Annotated in this window: 13 protein-coding genes; 3 read left to right on the top strand and 10 right to left on the bottom strand. The window is 58.2% G+C overall.

From position 1 onward, the window contains the following. The first annotated feature begins 42 nt into the window (after positions 1 to 42). From ACP6EK_RS00620 to ACP6EK_RS00630, 3 genes are read left to right on the top strand one after another with little or no spacing between them, the layout of a single operon-like run. Positions 43 to 1,296 (top strand): ABC transporter substrate-binding protein, encoded by a 1,254-nt coding sequence (locus tag ACP6EK_RS00620; RefSeq protein WP_438316433.1) that lies wholly within the window; start codon positions 43 to 45, stop codon positions 1,294 to 1,296. Between the two features lie 49 nt (positions 1,297 to 1,345). Continuing rightward, a complete protein-coding gene (locus tag ACP6EK_RS00625) occupies positions 1,346 to 2,242 on the top strand; it encodes a carbohydrate ABC transporter permease (protein WP_438316436.1) in 897 nt (298 codons plus the stop codon). Continuing rightward, a complete protein-coding gene (locus tag ACP6EK_RS00630) occupies positions 2,239 to 3,075 on the top strand; it encodes a carbohydrate ABC transporter permease (RefSeq protein ID WP_438316439.1) in 837 nt (278 codons plus the stop codon). Before ACP6EK_RS00625 ends, ACP6EK_RS00630 begins: the two co-directional genes overlap by 4 nt. On the opposite strand, the gene ACP6EK_RS00635 is transcribed toward ACP6EK_RS00630, so the two are convergent. The 10 genes from ACP6EK_RS00635 to ACP6EK_RS00680 all read right to left on the bottom strand — a co-directional run bounded on the left by ACP6EK_RS00635 (position 3,065) and on the right by ACP6EK_RS00680 (position 15,171). Then, positions 3,065 to 5,068: an IGHMBP2 family helicase gene (locus tag ACP6EK_RS00635; RefSeq protein WP_438316442.1), complete on the bottom strand. Its 2,004-nt coding sequence runs from the start codon at positions 5,066 to 5,068 to the stop codon at positions 3,065 to 3,067. The two genes, ACP6EK_RS00630 and ACP6EK_RS00635, sit on opposite strands and share 11 nt — an antisense overlap. Then, positions 5,046 to 5,969 (bottom strand): ABC transporter permease, encoded by a 924-nt coding sequence (locus ACP6EK_RS00640; protein ID WP_438316445.1) that lies wholly within the window; start codon positions 5,967 to 5,969, stop codon positions 5,046 to 5,048. The genes ACP6EK_RS00635 and ACP6EK_RS00640 overlap by 23 nt, the downstream gene beginning before the upstream one ends. A 3-nt stretch (positions 5,970 to 5,972) precedes the next feature. Next, a complete protein-coding gene (locus ACP6EK_RS00645; protein ID WP_438316448.1) occupies positions 5,973 to 7,013 on the bottom strand; it encodes an ABC transporter permease in 1,041 nt (346 codons plus the stop codon). Next, the gene (locus ACP6EK_RS00650) at positions 7,003 to 8,511 is read right to left on the bottom strand and encodes an ABC transporter ATP-binding protein (protein WP_438316451.1); all 1,509 of its coding nucleotides are present in this window, start codon (positions 8,509 to 8,511) and stop codon (positions 7,003 to 7,005) included. The genes ACP6EK_RS00645 and ACP6EK_RS00650 overlap by 11 nt, the downstream gene beginning before the upstream one ends. Positions 8,512 to 8,514: 3 nt before the next feature. Further along, positions 8,515 to 9,525, bottom strand: a complete 1,011-nt coding sequence (locus ACP6EK_RS00655) for a BMP family lipoprotein (RefSeq protein WP_438316454.1) — start codon at positions 9,523 to 9,525, stop codon at positions 8,515 to 8,517. Positions 9,526 to 9,707: 182 nt separating this feature from the next. After that, positions 9,708 to 10,079 (bottom strand): VOC family protein, encoded by a 372-nt coding sequence (locus ACP6EK_RS00660; protein ID WP_438316457.1) that lies wholly within the window; start codon positions 10,077 to 10,079, stop codon positions 9,708 to 9,710. Positions 10,080 to 10,089: 10 nt separating this feature from the next. Beyond that, positions 10,090 to 12,360, bottom strand: coding sequence for a glycoside hydrolase family 3 N-terminal domain-containing protein (locus tag ACP6EK_RS00665; protein WP_438316459.1), 2,271 nt, complete (start codon positions 12,358 to 12,360; stop codon positions 10,090 to 10,092). Positions 12,361 to 12,378: 18 nt separating this feature from the next. Next, entirely contained in the window at positions 12,379 to 13,332 is a 954-nt protein-coding gene (locus tag ACP6EK_RS00670) for an ABC transporter ATP-binding protein (RefSeq protein WP_438316461.1), read from the bottom strand. Beyond that, complete coding sequence (locus ACP6EK_RS00675) at positions 13,316 to 14,314, bottom strand: ABC transporter ATP-binding protein (RefSeq protein ID WP_438316464.1); 999 nt, start codon at positions 14,312 to 14,314, stop codon at positions 13,316 to 13,318. The genes ACP6EK_RS00670 and ACP6EK_RS00675 overlap by 17 nt, the downstream gene beginning before the upstream one ends. Continuing rightward, the gene (locus ACP6EK_RS00680) at positions 14,314 to 15,171 is read right to left on the bottom strand and encodes an ABC transporter permease (RefSeq protein WP_438316467.1); all 858 of its coding nucleotides are present in this window, start codon (positions 15,169 to 15,171) and stop codon (positions 14,314 to 14,316) included. The genes ACP6EK_RS00675 and ACP6EK_RS00680 overlap by 1 nt, the downstream gene beginning before the upstream one ends. Between the last annotated feature and the right edge of the window lie 7 nt (positions 15,172 to 15,178).

Below are 15,178 nucleotides of genomic sequence, written 5' to 3' on the forward strand. Positions count from 1 at the left end.
CTTCAGAGCACAACAAAAACCTCTTGGAAGGAGGAGAGGAACATGCGGAAGCTATGGTTTGCCGTCGGTGTTGCGCTGATCCTGGTATTCGGGCTTGTGAGCCTGGGTGCAACCCAGGAAAAGGTCACCATCCGGTGGCTTTTTGAGACCGACTTCGGAGGGGGATGGAAAGTTCTCATCGAACAGTTTGAGAAACTCCACCCTAATATTCACGTCGAGATGCAGGAAGGCCCCTCGGCCACCAACGTGCGGGAAGACATGTACGCCACCTCGCTCATGGCAGGGGAAGCTACCTACGACATGATTTACGCTGACCTCATCTGGGTTCCCAAATTCGCCGCTGCTCAGTGGATTATCCCCCTTGGTGACCGGCTCTCCCCACATGAAATCGCCCAGTTTCTTCCCGGCGACATCGCCGGAGGTATGTACCAGGGAAAACTCTACCGCATTCCCAGCCAGTCTGATGCCGGAATGCTGTACTATCGGAAAGACCTTTTAGAACAGGCTGGCTTTGAACCCCCCATCACCTGGGACGAACTCGTTGAGCAGGCCCAAAAGCTCCAGAATCCGCCAGACCTCTGGGGATTCGTCTGGCAGGGAAATCAGTACGAGGGGCTTATCTGTGACTACCTGGAACTCCTCTGGGGTGCAGGAGGAGAACTCCTCGATGCCGAAGGCAAGGTGGTTCTTGACCAGGGCACCGCAGCCGTGGAAGCCCTGCAGTTCATGTACGACGTCATTCACACCTACAAAATCTCTCCTCCAGGGGTGACCACCTACCAGGAAGAGGAATCGCGTCACGTCTTCCACAACGGTCAGGCCGTGTTCCATCGTAACTGGCCATATGTCTGGACTCTCGCCCAGAAAGAGGACTCGCCAATTCGCGGCAAAGTCGGCATCACCCCCATGGTCCACAAAAAGGGCTTTCAGAGTGCTGCCACCCAGGGTGGTTGGGGTTGGTGTATTTCAAGGTTCAGCAAAAATCCCGAAGCTGCCTGGGAATGGATCAAGTTTGCTACCAGCTACGAATCCCAGAAGACCCTCCACTTCTACAATGGATACATCCCCACCCGCCACGCCCTTTTTGCCGACCCTGATATCCTGAAGGAAAGCCCGCACTATCCAGACCTTTGGAGGGTGCAGATCAACGCACGAACCCGGCCACAGCATCCCCAGTATGCGCAGATTTCCGACATTCTCCAGCGGAACATTCACGCCGCCATCACGGGAACAATAAAGCCTGAAGAGGCCATTAAGCGAGCCGCTGCAGAAATTCGAGAACTCCTCGGACAGTGAAATCCCGGGGGCAGGGGCACCCCTGCCCCCCAAGAAACGAGGGAGAAACATGCGGCGAAAACGGGGGTTTTCAGACGCTCAGTTTGCGTATCTTCTGCTTCTTCCAGCCATCTTCCTCTTCGGTCTTGTAATTCTCTACCCTGTAGCCCGAAATGTCTACCTTTCGTTCCAAGAGAAGAGCATCACCACTGGCATGGCCGAGCATTTCGCGGGCCTCAAGCATTACGGGAAAATCTTTACCTCTGACCTTCGTTTCCGCCAGGCTCTGGGGAATACCGTGTACTTCACCGTGGTCTCCGTAGCCGTTGAGTTCATCCTGGGACTTGCCTTTGCTCTGCTTCTCAACCTTTCTTTCCGGGGAAGAAACTTTGCCCGGGCAAGCGTCATCCTTCCCTGGGCTTTACCCACTGCTGTCATGGCCATGGCCTGGCGCTGGATCTACCACGACGTGTACGGAGTGGCCAACGACCTCCTTCTGCGCCTTGGCATCCTTAAAGAAGCAGTTGCCTGGCTTGGGCAGCATCCCCTTGCCATGCACGCTGCGATTTTTTCTGACGCCTGGAAGACCACCTCTTTCATGGCTCTGATGTTCCTCGCTGGACTCCAGTCCATTCCCCAGGACCTCTACGCTGCAGCAAGCATTGATGGAGCCGGCGTCTGGGGAAGGTTTCGCCACATTACTCTGCCGCTCCTTCGGCCGGTTATGGTACTGGCACTCCTTTTTCGGAGCCTCCAGGCCTTCGCGGTTTTTGACCTCATCTGGGTCCTCACTCAGGGAGGACCAGGAGGAACAACGGAGACACTCTCCGTCTACCTCTATAGCTACACTTTCCGTTACCTGAACCTGGGATATGGAGCAGCCCTTTCCATGGTGATCTTTGGTCTCACTCTCATCATTATTTTCATCATCCTCCTTTTTCGAAAAGAGGAGGTCGAGCTCGGGTGAAACGAAAAAAGTTCCTCAGCATCTGCCTTGTTCTTGGCGTTGGGGTGGTGGTCTTTTTTAGCCTCGCTCCCTTTCTCTGGCAGGTCGTGACTTCTCTCAAACCCTCAAACGAAATCTTCTCCCGCCCGGTCCGCTACATCCCAAGCCATCTCGACCTCAGCGCCTATGTGAAGATTTTCTCCCGCCATCCTTTCGCCCGGCAAATTCTCAACAGCGTCTTCATTGCCTGTGCGGGAACCTTTTTGTGTCTTTTCGCCTCTTCCCTGGCTTCTTACGCTCTTGCACGGCTCCGCCTTCGAGGAGGCAGGGGATTTTTGCTCTTCCTTCTTTTCCTTTCCCTCTTCCCACCGGTGGTTCTCATCGTCCCCCTGTATGAGATGGTGAGCACCTTTGGCCTTATGAATAACTATCTTGCCCTCATCATCCCCTATGCAGCCCTCAATGTTCCCTTTGCCACCTGGGTCCTCACGAGCTTTTTCCGGCAGATTCCTGAAGCACTGGAGGACGCAGCAAAGGTCGACGGACTGAGCCGCCTGGGTATTCTTGTGCGAATCATCCTGCCCCTTTCGGCCCCTGCCCTGGCCACTACGGCAATCCTCGTGTTCATCTTTTGCTGGAACGAATTCCTCTTTGCGCTCACCTTCATGACCCGCGCCACATCCCGGACGGTCCCCGTGGGCATCGCCATGCTTTCTGGAGCTTCCCAGTACGAAATCCCCTGGGACCAGATTTCTGCAGCCACCGTCCTCACCACGCTACCCCTTGTGGCTTTCGTGGTGCTCTTTCAGCGGCGCATCGTCGAGGGGCTCACCGCCGGAGCGGTCAAAGGGTGAGGGGAAGGTACAGGCCTCTCTGGCGCACGAAGGCAAGGAAATCCCGGTAGAGCTCGTGATGGCAGAGGGTTTTGCCGTCACCGATAGCGATGAGTTTGGCATGGGCCCGGGTCAGCGCAACGTTGAGCCGCCGGGTGTCAGCGAGAAACCCAATTTCCCCTCTGGGGTTACTCCGGACAAAGGACAAGATGATGACCTCTTTCTCCCGTCCCTGGAAACCATCTACAGTGCTCACCCGGATGGATGGAGAAAGGACTTTACCGATCTCGTTCACCTGGTCATCGTAGGGGGTAATCACCCCAATCGCTTCCTCCGGAACCCCCAAAAGCAGAAGGTCCTCCACGATTTCCCTCACCAGGCGAACCTCAAGGGGATTCCAGAACGAAAAAGACCCTGGAAACTGCCGCTCAAAGCGGTTCTCGCAGAGCGCAGTATCGAGGAAGACGAGGGGTCTTCCCGGGTCCACCGCCTCCCGGTGACGGACCCCCTCCCGCATCGTGATGCCAAGATCTTGCAGCGTCCTTCGGGCGACATCGAAAGCCGCCACAAGCCGCCCGCCGTAGAACTTCTCGTTGGGAAAGGCCATGATGTCCTCGTGCATTCGGTACTGGACGTTCAGGAAAGCAGAACGCTGCGGGTAGGTTTCTATGAGCCGCTCAAAGAGCGTCCGTGAGAGAACCGGCTGCGCCTCAAGGCTGAGAATGGTGGGCGGGAGTTGCTTGTGGTCCCCGCTCATGACGAGCTTCTGTCCCTTCACCACAGCCACCAGAGCAGAGGGTTCCGTGGCCTGGGACCCTTCATCCACAACGACAACATCGAAGGATATACCCTCGAGGAACTCGCTCCCGGCGCCAATGTTGGTGCTCACCACAACCTCTGCCTCATCGAGAATCTCCCGAATAGCCGTTCGCTCAAGGTGTCTGGCTTCTTCCGCAAGCTCTCCCATTCTTTCGTTCAGCGCAATCCAAAACGCCATGGAACGCATCTTCTCCTGTGGCACCCCGCGCTTCGACACACCCGAAGAAGCACAGGAGCGGATTTCCTCATCGCTCATCCCCCGCCGCCACTGCGGTGAGGGCCGAAGGTACTGGTCCCGTTCCTTCTTCAGCGCCTGCACTTTCTCCCAGAGCTCCGCCACCCTGCGGTATGCGGGTCGGCTTTCCACCAGGGCGAACAGGGTGTGGTTGAGGAGCGTCCGCTCCACCCTCGCGGGATGGCCAACCCGCACCACTCTGACCCCCCGCTCCACAAGCCCAAGGAGGAGATTGTCGCAGGCCGTGTTGGAGTCGGCCGTGGCCAGGACCTTTCTGCCTTGTCGCACCTCCTGGAGGATGTACTCCAGGATGGTTCGGGTTTTCCCTGTCCCCGGAGGGCCATGGACGAGGAAGAGCAAGGGTTCTGCAAGGGCTTTCCGGACCGCCTCCTGCTGGGAGGGATTGAGGTCTCGGTCGGCAAAGGTCACCTCATTCAGTGGTGCACCTGAAACCCCGTCATCTTCTCCAAGGAGGACCCTTTTGAGCGGGTACACTTCCGGGGTTACCTCGGCAAAGCGGGTCAGCGCTTCCTCCATTCTCCGGAAAGCAACGTCGTTGACGTAGAGGTCAATCCGGAGATTCCGCCGCCCGACCCACGGGGGAGGGAAATCCGGGAAAGCCACGGTGATGGAACGGGAAGTGATTTCCGTCACCGTCCCCTCGATGCCGCTCCGCAGAGGCTCCCTCCCGTGGCTCACGAGGACCACATCGCCAACCCGAATCTCGGTTTCCCCAAACTCCTTCTCCCGCCCGAAACGGACAAGGTGGAACCCCCCAACCTCCCGCCCCACGTATTTTCCCGAAAGGCCAAGGAGCGCCCGCCCTTTCCGTTCCCGCTCCCTGGGAGAGAGGGCGCGGATTTCCTGCCGCATGACTGCAATCTGTGCTTCCCGCTCCTTTTTGAGAGCTTCTCGAAAGACGGCAAGGTACGAGTGGCTATTCTTTCCGGTATGGCTCATACCGAGCCGGAGGCACTGCCCTCCCCACAAAGCCCGAAAGGACGAGAATGGTCACAAGGTAGGGGATGAGGAGGATAATCTGGGAAGGAAGGACACCCAGAGCCTGCAGGCGCATCTGCAGGGCGTCGGCAAACCCAAAGAGGAGGCTACTCAAAAGACACCCCAGAGGAGTCCACTTCCCGAAAATCATCGCCGCAAGGCCGATGAATCCCCGACCGCTCGTCATTCCCCAGGCGAAGAAATTGAGATGTCCCAGGGAGAGGAACACGCCCCCGAGACTTGCCACTAAAGACCCGGCCACAACCCCAAGGGTCTTGTAGCGGAAAACGTTAATCCCTGCGGTGTCCGCTGCCTGGGGATTTTCGCCCACTGCCCGAAGGCGCAGACCCCAGGGGGTGGCAAAGAGGAAAAAGTGGAGGATGAAGACAAGGACTATGGCGAGGTACACCAAGAAGGTGTGCTCGTTGAGGACCGGCCCAAGATAGGGGAGACGGGCAAGAAGGTCACTGCGAAGAGGGGCGAATCCCGAAACGGCTTCCGAAGCCCCCCGGGAACCCCAGATTTTCTGGGAAAGGAAGGCGCTGAGCCCAAGACCAAAAACGTTGACCCCTGTTCCCACCACAATCTGGTTCCCGAAAAAGCGCACGGTCAGAACGGCAATGACAAGCCCCCAGAGGAATCCCGAAGCCAGGCCCCCCAGGAATCCCAAAAAGGGGGAAGAGGTGAAGGAGGTCACGAGCACTCCAAAGAACGCCGAGGTGAGCATGATGCCCTCAAGACCGATATTCACCACCCCCACCCGCTCACAGAGGAGTCCCCCCAAAGCCGCAAAGAGGATGGGCGTTGCCATCCGGAGCTGAGCCTGAAAGAGACTCAGGTTGATGATTTGCGAGAGGCTCATGCACTACACCTCGCTCTTCTGGGGTTTCCTGCAGCGTGCAAGGAGCCGCTCGATGAGAACGGGCGCTGCCACAAGAAGGATGACGAGGGCCTGGATAATGAGCGAAAGGTCAAGGGGGACTTTGGTCACCCGGGTCATGCTCATTCCCCCTGCCCGGAGCATCCCAAAAAGGAGCGAGGCAAAGATACATCCCAGGGGATGGAGCCGCCCCACAAGGCTCACCGCAATCCCATCCCATCCGTACCCCGGGGAAAACCCATCCACAAACCGCCCATGGACCCCGAGGATCTCTCCCCCTCCCCCAACACCGGCGATGAATCCGCTCAGGACAAAGGCGAGAATCTGGTACTTCCGCACGGAAATCCCCCGGTTCTCCGAAGCCTCAGGGTTTGCACCCACCGCCCGGATGCTGAAGCCAGGAACGGTTCGCTCGAGGAACCACAGAACGAGAAACGCCAGCCCCAGGGCAATGGGAAAGGCAAGGGAAAGTTGCGTTGGAGGGAGAATCCGTGGAAGTCGTGCCGAGGGGGCAACAGGTTCAGTCTGCGCCACCCACCCTGGAGCCTTGAGGGGGTAATTCACAAAGTAACTCGTGAGGTAGAGCGCCACATAGCTCAGCATCATGGTGGTGATGACCTCGTGAGCCCCAAGGTACACCTTAAGGAGCGCCGGAAAGAGGGCGTACACCGCACCTCCAAGACCCCCAGAAAAGAGGGCGAGAACCGCGTGCAGGGGAAAGGGCAGACCCCGAAAGGAAATCCCAAAGAGGGCGGCGGTGAAAGCCCCGATGAGGAACTGCCCTTCAATGCCGATGTTGAAAATCCCCGAACGGAAGGCAAGGAGAAAGGCTAGAGAAGTGAAGAGAATGGGCGTAGCTTGGGTGAGGGTCTGCCCGATGGCGTTTCGCGTCCCGAAAGCTCCCCGGAAAAGGGCCCAGAGCGCCGAAAACGGAGGGTATCCGGTGAGGAGAAGCACCAGCATCCCCAGAAGGAAGGCAAGGCCAATGGCGAAAAGCTCCACAGGGACGGTCAATCTAAGCCTCATGGAGCACCTTCCCTCCCATGAGGAGCCCAAACTGGTACTCGTCGCTTTCTGGAGAGAGTTCACCAGCGATACGCCCCTCGTACATCACAAGGACCCTGTCGCTGAGCGCCCGCACTTCGTCAAGGTCGGCGGAAATGAGCAATACCCCCTTCCCCTCGCGCTTTACCCCAAGGAGGATGTGGCGGAGGTACTCGGTGGCGGCAACATCCAGCCCCCGGGTGGGCTGACAGGCCAGGACGAAGAGGGGATGGAAAGCCAGTTCCCGGGCGACCACGACCTTCTGCTGGTTGCCACCGCTCAAAACACGTAGCGGCGTGTCCTCACCCGGGGTAACGATGCCGAACTCCTGAATCTTCTGGCGGGCAAAATCCCGAATGCGGGCAAAATCCAGGGTCATCCGCCCTTTCCGGAAAGGAGGCTCCGTTTCAAACCCAAGGAGCAGGTTCTCCTTGACAGAAAAGTCCAGAATAACCCCCCGGCGGTGGCGGTCCTCAGGAATGTGGGCCATTCCCTGGAGGATGCGTCCCTTTGGAGGAACCAACGTGACGTCCTTTCCCCGGAAAATCACCTTGCCCTTTTTGGGCTTTCGCAAACCTACCACCACCTCGGCGAGTTCTGACTGACCGTTCCCCTCAACTCCGGCAATTCCGAGGATTTCTCCTGCGTGGACCTTGAGGGAAACGTCCTGAAGGGGTACTCCAGGGGGATCGGTGAACACATGGGAAAGCTCAAAGAGCACCTCTTCCTTCGCAAGGCGCTCCCGTGGAAACTCAAAAAAGACCTTCCGTCCCACCATCATCTCCGCAAGCATCTGGGGAGTGGCCGAAGAAACCGGAAGCGTGCCCACTTTCTTCCCCCGGCGCAGGACCGTCACCCGGTCGCAGAGGGCGAAGATTTCCCGGAGCTTGTGGGAGATGAAAAGAATCGTCTTCCCCTGGGCCTTCAGGCGATGGAGGGTTTCGATGAGCTGGTCAACCTCCTGGGGAGTCAAAACCGCTGTGGGCTCATCGAGAATGAGGATTTCAGCTCCCCGGAAAAGCACCTTGAGGATTTCCACTCGCTGCTGCACCCCAATCGGCAACTCCCCGGCGTTCTTCGCAAGGTCCAGGCGAAAGCCCGTCTCTTCAAGCAACCGTTCAACCTCGGCGAAGGCTCGAACCCGGTCTACCCGGAGACCCCGGCGGGGTTCCCGCCCCAGGACGATGTTCTCCCACACCCGAAGGTGTGGGACAAGCGTCAGGTGTTGGTGGACCATGCCGATGCCAAGGCGAATGGCATCGAAAGGGCTTGCAATGTGGACTTCATGTCCCCGGAGGAAGATGCGCCCTTCATCGGGGCGGTACAGCCCGTAAATGCAGCTTGAAAGAACGGACTTTCCTGCCCCGTTTTCTCCCAAAAGCCCGTGGATTTCCCCCTCTTCGATATCGAGGTCAATGTGGTCGTTGGCCACAACCTCACCAAAGCGCTTGGTGAGGCCCCGGACCGAGAGTACCACCATGCTTCATCCACCGAATTCCGGCGGTCGGGGAACCCGGAGTTCTCCTTTCGCTATTTTCTCCCGGGCTTCGAGCATCTTCTCCATCGCCTCTTTGGGAAGTTCCACCGCATGCTTGAAGCCAAACCGCTCCTCCCAGAGGGGCTCCTCTTCGGGGAAGCGGCAGTTGCCAATCCACCCTTCCGCAACCCCCTTCTCAAAAACACCTCCCTGGAAGGTCCCCGCAAAGGCCGCCTTGATCGTCTCGTACACCGCGACGTCCACACGCTTCGTGAGACTGGCAAAGATGTGCCCACCCAGGTAACACTGGCAGGCGTCCACCCCCATGGCGTATACCCCACGCTCTTTCGCCGCCTCTAAAGCCCCAAGACCGCTTTTTCCTGCTGCCGCCCAGATGACGTCACACCCCTGGTCGATGAGGGAAAGGGCGAGCTCTTTTCCCTTGGTCGGATCAGCCCACCCGCCGACGTACACCGTGGGGAGGACCACCGCTCCCGTATTCGCCCACTTCACCCCCTCCTCAAACCCCAGGAAGAAGTCGCGGATGAGGGGAATGTCCATGCCGCCCACAATGCCGATTTTCCCGGTTTTCGTCATGTACGCCGCGGCGATACCCAGAAGGAACCCTCCTTCATTGGCCTTGAAAAGGAGCGAGGCCACGTTGGGCTGGTTCACCACCATATCCACGATGGCGAACTTCTGTTCCGGGAACTCCTGGGCGATTTTGTTCAAGGCATCGGCCTGGTCAAAGCCGATGCAGACGATGATTTCGTACTCCCCTGAGGAAGCAAAATCCCGCTGGTAGCCTTCGTACTCGGCAATGGCCTTGGGCTCCACGTAATCGAGTTCCACCCCGAGTTCTTCACTGGCCCTGAGCGCCCCGGCATAGGAAATGTCGTTGAACGACTTATCCCCGAGACCCCCCGTGGCGAGAATGAGCCCGATTTTTTTCGGTGCCGCGAAAGCCCAGGACGAGAACACCAAAAGCACAACGACGACCCACAAAACTCGCTTCATCCCTTAAAACCCCCCTTCGAAACAGCGGATTCTCCTCCATTGTACCGTGTACGGAAAGGAAGGCAAAGCCCCTCCTTACCATACCATATCATATTTCTCGGCCTAGGGTGGCTTTTCTCAGAAGACCCCAGGAGAAAGGAGGGAATCACGGGCACAGGGCCACTGCAAAGGTGGCCCTGTGCCTATTGCCGCTTCACAATCTCCACCACTTCCCCCATGGGGCCGGAAAAGTAGGCGTAGTGGAACCCGTGGCTTTCGGTGGGAGGAAGGAGCACAGGCACACCCTGGGTTTTCAAAAACTCGAAGACCGATGCGACATCATCCACCCAGAGGGCAAGGTGGAACCCGGAAGGGTTCACTAACCCCTCCGGGTTCTCCGGAGCAAGGAGCTCAAGGAGCGCGTTCCCCAGGGAGAGAAAGGCGATGTCAGCCCGCTCACCCTCGTCGAAGAATCGCTCAAGGAGCGTACACCCGAGGAGATCCCGGTAAAACCGCAGGCTTTCCTCCATATTCTTTGTCACAAGTGCCACGTGGTGAACACCCAGAAACCGCATGGGAAAGCCCTCACTCCACGGTGACGTCACTGGCAAAATGGCGGTACTTTGGAATGACCCGCTCCTCGAGGACCTCGAAAGTTCCCGAAAGCCGGATATCCCGGGATGACGCGCCGACCATGACCTCGAAAGTCCCGGGCTCCACCACAAAGCGCATGTGGGCGTCATAAAAGGCAAGTTGTTCCGGAAAGAGAGTGAAGGTCACTGTTTTCTTCTCACCGGGAAGAAGGCGGATTTTCGCAAAGCCTTTGAGTTCCTGTCTCGGTCGCACACAGGAAGCTACTTTGTCCCTGAGGTAGAGCTGCACCACTTCCTCACCCTCATAAGTCCCCGTATTCTCCACCGTGCACTGCACCGTCACCGGTTCAAGGCCCCTGACCTTCTCAGGGGTGATTCTGAGGTCCCGGTACGCAAAGGACGTATAACTCAGGCCATGCCCGAAGGGGAAAAGGGGTTCCGCGTCCACCGTGACGTACTCACTGAAGGAGGTGGGCTTGCGGTTGTAGTACACCGGGACTTGCCCTGAAGCCTTCGGGAAGGAGATGGGAAGTCTCCCTGAAGGATTGTCATCCCCAAAAAGGACATCGGCAATGGCATTACCTCCCTCCTCCCCAGGATACCAGGCCTCAAGAATAGCGGGAATATGTTCGCATTCCCACGAAAGCTCAAGAGGCCTGCCGTTCACCAGGACGAGGACAATGGGCTTCCCAAGTTCATGCAGGGCCTTGAGGAGGTTCCGCTGCGCTTCCGGGAGCGCAAGGTCTACGCGGTCACTCCCTTCTCCAGAGAGGGACTGGCGGAAAAGCCCGCTCCGTTCACCGAAAACGGCGACAATGACCTCGGCTTTCCGGGCAACCTCCAGAGCCTCCCGAAGGTCTTCTTCCGAAGATTCAGTCAGGCTACATCCCCGGGCGTAGAGGACCTGGGTTTCCGGAGAGACCTTCGCCTTTATCCCCTCAAGGACCGTCACAGTGGGAACGGCTACCTCCCAGCGGGCTTCCTTTCCTTTCCAGGCGAGGACACTGGGAACATGGGTGGTGAAGCTGTAGTCCCCGTGGAGGTTGATGGGGTCATGGGCATTGGGACCGATGACGGCAAGGGTCCTGAGGTCTTTCTTGAGAGGGAGCACCCCGTCGTTTTTGAGGAGAACCAGTGACGCCCGGGCGGCTTCTCTTGATAGCGCTCTATGCTCCGGGGGGTCAAGGAGTACCACATTCCCCGGATCAGCAAAGGGCAGACCTTCAAGGAGCCCGAGTTCATACTTCACTGAGAGCACTCTCCGAACGGCCTCGTTGAGCACCTCTTCGCTGATGCAACCCTCCCGCACTGCGGCAACAAGGTGGGGGAAGCAATCGGCGTCAGGAAGCTCGATATCAATTCCTGCTCGGAGAGCCAGAACCGCAGCGTCTTTTTCGTCCTCTGCCACGCGGTGGAAGGTCGCAAGCATCCGGACCGCCTCGTAATCCGAGACCACAATCCCCTCAAAGCCCCACTCCTCCCGCAGGACCTTCGTGAGGAGGAATGACGACGCCGCACAGGGCACACCGTCGATCTCGTGGTAGGCGTTCATCAACGAGCGCACTTTCGCCTCCCGAACGGCCACCTCAAAGGGGAAGAGGAAGACCTCCCGCAGCTCCCTCTCTCCAACCTTTGCCGGAGCGAGGTTCCGTCCCCCCTCAGAGATACCATAGGCCGTGAAGTGCTTCGCCGTGGCGACGATGCCCTCTCGCAGGTCCTCTCCCTGAAGGCCCCGAATGTAGGCGGAGGCCATTCGGGAAACGAGATAGGGGTCCTCCCCGAAGGTCTCTTCAGTCCTCCCCCAGCGAGGATCCCGAGGGATGTCAAGGACCGGAGCCAGACCCTGGTGCACGCCGAGGGCCCGCATGGTTTTCCGGATGGCAGCAGTGACCCTCTGCACGAGTTTCGGATCGAAGGTGCTGGCAAGACCGATGGCCTGGGGGAAAACGGTTGCCTTTTTGCACAAAAGTCCACTGAGGCATTCCTCGTGAACCATCGCCGGGATGCCAAGCCGCGTCTTTTCTTTGAGGAAACGCTGGATGGCATTCCCGAGTTCTACGGCCTCCTCCGGCTCAAGATCTGGAGTCCCCAAAAGGCGGGTGATCTGACCGATACCATGAGCAAGAACGGTCCTCGCCTTCTCCTCGGAAAACTTCTTCCCCTCAAGGAGTCTGCTCGCATGCACCGCACAGAGCTGAGCCACCTTCTCCTCAAGGGTCATACGGGAAAGGAGCTCATTCACCAGCGCCATACCCTCTTGCATCAGCCTCTCCTCCTTCCTTCATTTTGCCCATTTGTGGCACCGCACGAGAACCCCGTCGACCTCGACTTCCTGCGGCATTTCCCGGCTGCAGAGTTCCCAGGCCTCGGGGCACCTTCCGGCGAACTTGCACCCTGCTCTGAGGTATTCCTCCCGTTCCTCGAGAAAAACCATCCGTTCTTCAAGCCGCTTTGCCGGATCCGGTTCCGGGATGGACTCAAGAAGGAGCCTCGTGTAGGGGTGCCTGGGGTTCCCAAGGACCTCCTCCACCTTTCCCATCTCCACGATGTTGCCTCGGAACATCACGGCAATGCGGTTGCTCACGTAGTACGCTGTGGCCAGATCGTGGGTGATGTAGAGGACGCTCACCGCAAACGCATCACAGAGCTTGCGGAAGAGGTTCACGATGGACATGCGTAGCGACGCATCGACCATGGAAACCGGCTCATCGGCAACAAGAAGCGACGGATTCGTCAGGAGGGCCCGGGCGATGGAGGCCCGCTGGAGCTGTCCTCCGGAGAACTCGCTGGGGTATTTCCCCCCGATTTCCTCAAGGGAAAGCCCTACTGCCTGGAGCTTTTCCTCAATGAGCCTCTCGGCCTCACCCCTCTGGGTGGCGAGTCTGAAATTGGAGACCGTCTCGAAGAAGTAACTCTCCACCTTCCGCAGAGGGTTGAAGGTCTCGAAGGGATTCTGGAATACTGCCTGGACCTCCCGGAACCAGGACTTGCGGTCCGTAAACTCCTCAAGGGCTTTCCCCCGGTAACGGATGGTTCCTCCCGTGGGTGGCTCAAAACCCAGGATCATCCGGGCAGTGGTGGTTTTACCACAGCCACTCTCCCCGGCAAGGGTGAAGATTTCCCCTTCCTCAATGGTGAAGGAAACCCGGTCCACCGCTACGAGGCGAAGGCGGGAGAAAATACTCCCTAAGGCAAAAACCTTGGTGAGGTTCTGCACCTCAAGAAGTAACGACATGACTTGCCCTCCTCAGGAAACAGGCCACCTTTTGCTCTCCAACCTCCTCGAGTCCGGGAACCTCCTCACGACAGCGTTCAAAGACAAAAGGACAGCGAGGGTGAAAAGGACATCCCGGAGGAAGCTGTGCAAGGGAGGGAGGGCTCCCCGGAGCACTCTCCCGCAGGCGTTTATCCCCAATACGGGGAAGGGAACGGATGAGATACTGGGTGTACGGATGCAGAGGGGTGGTGAAAATATCCTGGGTCCACCCTTCCTCCACGATTCTCCCCGCATACATAATGGCCATCCGGGTGGTCACGGTAGCGTGAATTCCCATGTCGTGGGTCACAAGGACAATGGTGTTGCGGAGCTTTCGCTGGATATCAGAAAGAAGCTGCAGCACGGCCCGCTGGGCCACAACATCTAAAGCCGTGGTGGGCTCATCGGCAAGGATGACCCGGGGATTTAGGAGTGTCGCCAGGGCGATGGCCACTCGCTGGCGCATGCCTCCTGAAAGCTGGTGAGGATACGCCTCGAGGATTCTTGGGGAAAGCCCCAAACGTTCGAGGTGTTCTTCGGCATGACGCAGGAGTTCCTGGCGCATTTTTCCCGAAACATGGCTTTCCAAAAAATCCATGAAAGTCGTCCGGAGTTTGGCCACAGGATTGAAAACGCTCATAGACCCCTGGGGGATATAGGAGATGTAGGTCCAGCGGAGTTTCTGCCGCTTCCCTTCAGGAAGGGCGAGGGCATCGAGGTATTCCCCATCAACCCGGTACAGCACCCGCCCTCCAAAGTGCCGCAGGGGCGGCTCAAGGTTCCCCAGAAGGACCCTGAGAAGCGTTGTCTTCCCGCAACCACTCTCGCCAGCCAGGCCGTATACGGTGTTTTCGGGGATAACGAGACTCACCCCGTTTACTGCTCTCACAACCTTCCTCCCCCGCGGGGTCTCAAGGACGTAAAACGCCTGGAGGTCTTCGGCTCTGATTACCGGAAGCATCAGGATCGCGCTCCAATCCGCTGAATTCGCATTCGGGGATCAAGGTATTCGCTGACACTCACAGAAAGCCAGTACAGGGCCACAAGGAGGAGAATCGTGAGCACCACAGGAGTGGCAATCCACCACCAGTGCCCGAGGAGCATCGCTTGATACGTGATGGCCCACTGGAGTGTGGTCCCGAGAGTCGGGATTTCAAGACGCACAAGACCGAGAATAGCAAGGACAATCTCCATGCCAATGGCCCAGGCGATGTTGTTGATGAGCGTGGAGAAAATGAGAGGGGTGGTGAAGGGAAGGTACTCCCGGATGACCAGGCTCATTGTTCCATTCCCGGAGAGCACCGAGGTTTTGGTGAACTCCCGCTCCCGCAGGCTCAGAATCTGGGACCGTATGGTGCGGGCATCCCAGGCCCATCCAAAGAAGGCGAGCAAAAGCCCTGTATTCACCAGGGTCATGCTCCCCCGAAGGAGCATGGCCACCATGACGAGAATGAGGAAGAGCGGAATGACCAGGAGTCCGTCGGCAAGCCCCATGAGCATCCGATCGAAAGTCCCTCCCCGGTATCCGGCAACAAACCCCACAAGAACCGCTACAATCCGGGAAACGAGCCCGGCGATAAAGGCAATGATGAGGGAATTCCGGATGGCAAAGGTAGCCTCCCAGAAGACGTCCTGCCCTTTAGAATTGGTCCCGAGGATATGGGCTCGGGAAGGGGGTCTGTCCCGGGGAACCTGGAGCTGGCGGATCGGGTCGTAAGGGGAGGCAAAGGAGAGAAAAGCCAGGGCTACCAGAAAGAGAAAAACGACAAAACCTACGGTGAAACGGTAGTCTCTGAAGAGTTCTCGCAGGGCCTCCATGGTCTCA

Source organism: Candidatus Caldatribacterium sp. SIUC1 (assembly GCF_051549785.1).
Taxonomy (GTDB): domain Bacteria; phylum Atribacterota; class Atribacteria; order Atribacterales; family Caldatribacteriaceae; genus Caldatribacterium.

What these genes read in the sequence shown, in the direction of transcription:
- ACP6EK_RS00680 (WP_438316467.1), bottom strand. Translation starts at nt 15,171, where the DNA reads ATGGAGGCCCTGCGAGAACTCTTCAGAGACTACCGTTTCACCGTAGGT.
- ACP6EK_RS00660 (WP_438316457.1), bottom strand. Translation starts at nt 10,079, where the DNA reads ATGCGGTTTCTGGGTGTTCACCACGTGGCACTTGTGACAAAGAATATG.
- ACP6EK_RS00675 (WP_438316464.1), bottom strand. Translation starts at nt 14,314, where the DNA reads ATGCTTCCGGTAATCAGAGCCGAAGACCTCCAGGCGTTTTACGTCCTT.
- ACP6EK_RS00665 (WP_438316459.1), bottom strand. Translation starts at nt 12,360, where the DNA reads ATGCAAGAGGGTATGGCGCTGGTGAATGAGCTCCTTTCCCGTATGACC.
- ACP6EK_RS00620 (WP_438316433.1), top strand. Translation starts at nt 43, where the DNA reads ATGCGGAAGCTATGGTTTGCCGTCGGTGTTGCGCTGATCCTGGTATTC.
- ACP6EK_RS00655 (WP_438316454.1), bottom strand. Translation starts at nt 9,525, where the DNA reads ATGAAGCGAGTTTTGTGGGTCGTCGTTGTGCTTTTGGTGTTCTCGTCC.
- ACP6EK_RS00635 (WP_438316442.1), bottom strand. Translation starts at nt 5,068, where the DNA reads ATGAGCCATACCGGAAAGAATAGCCACTCGTACCTTGCCGTCTTTCGA.
- ACP6EK_RS00650 (WP_438316451.1), bottom strand. Translation starts at nt 8,511, where the DNA reads ATGGTGGTACTCTCGGTCCGGGGCCTCACCAAGCGCTTTGGTGAGGTT.
- ACP6EK_RS00640 (WP_438316445.1), bottom strand. Translation starts at nt 5,969, where the DNA reads ATGAGCCTCTCGCAAATCATCAACCTGAGTCTCTTTCAGGCTCAGCTC.
- ACP6EK_RS00670 (WP_438316461.1), bottom strand. Translation starts at nt 13,332, where the DNA reads ATGTCGTTACTTCTTGAGGTGCAGAACCTCACCAAGGTTTTTGCCTTA.
- ACP6EK_RS00625 (WP_438316436.1), top strand. Translation starts at nt 1,346, where the DNA reads ATGCGGCGAAAACGGGGGTTTTCAGACGCTCAGTTTGCGTATCTTCTG.
- ACP6EK_RS00645 (WP_438316448.1), bottom strand. Translation starts at nt 7,013, where the DNA reads ATGAGGCTTAGATTGACCGTCCCTGTGGAGCTTTTCGCCATTGGCCTT.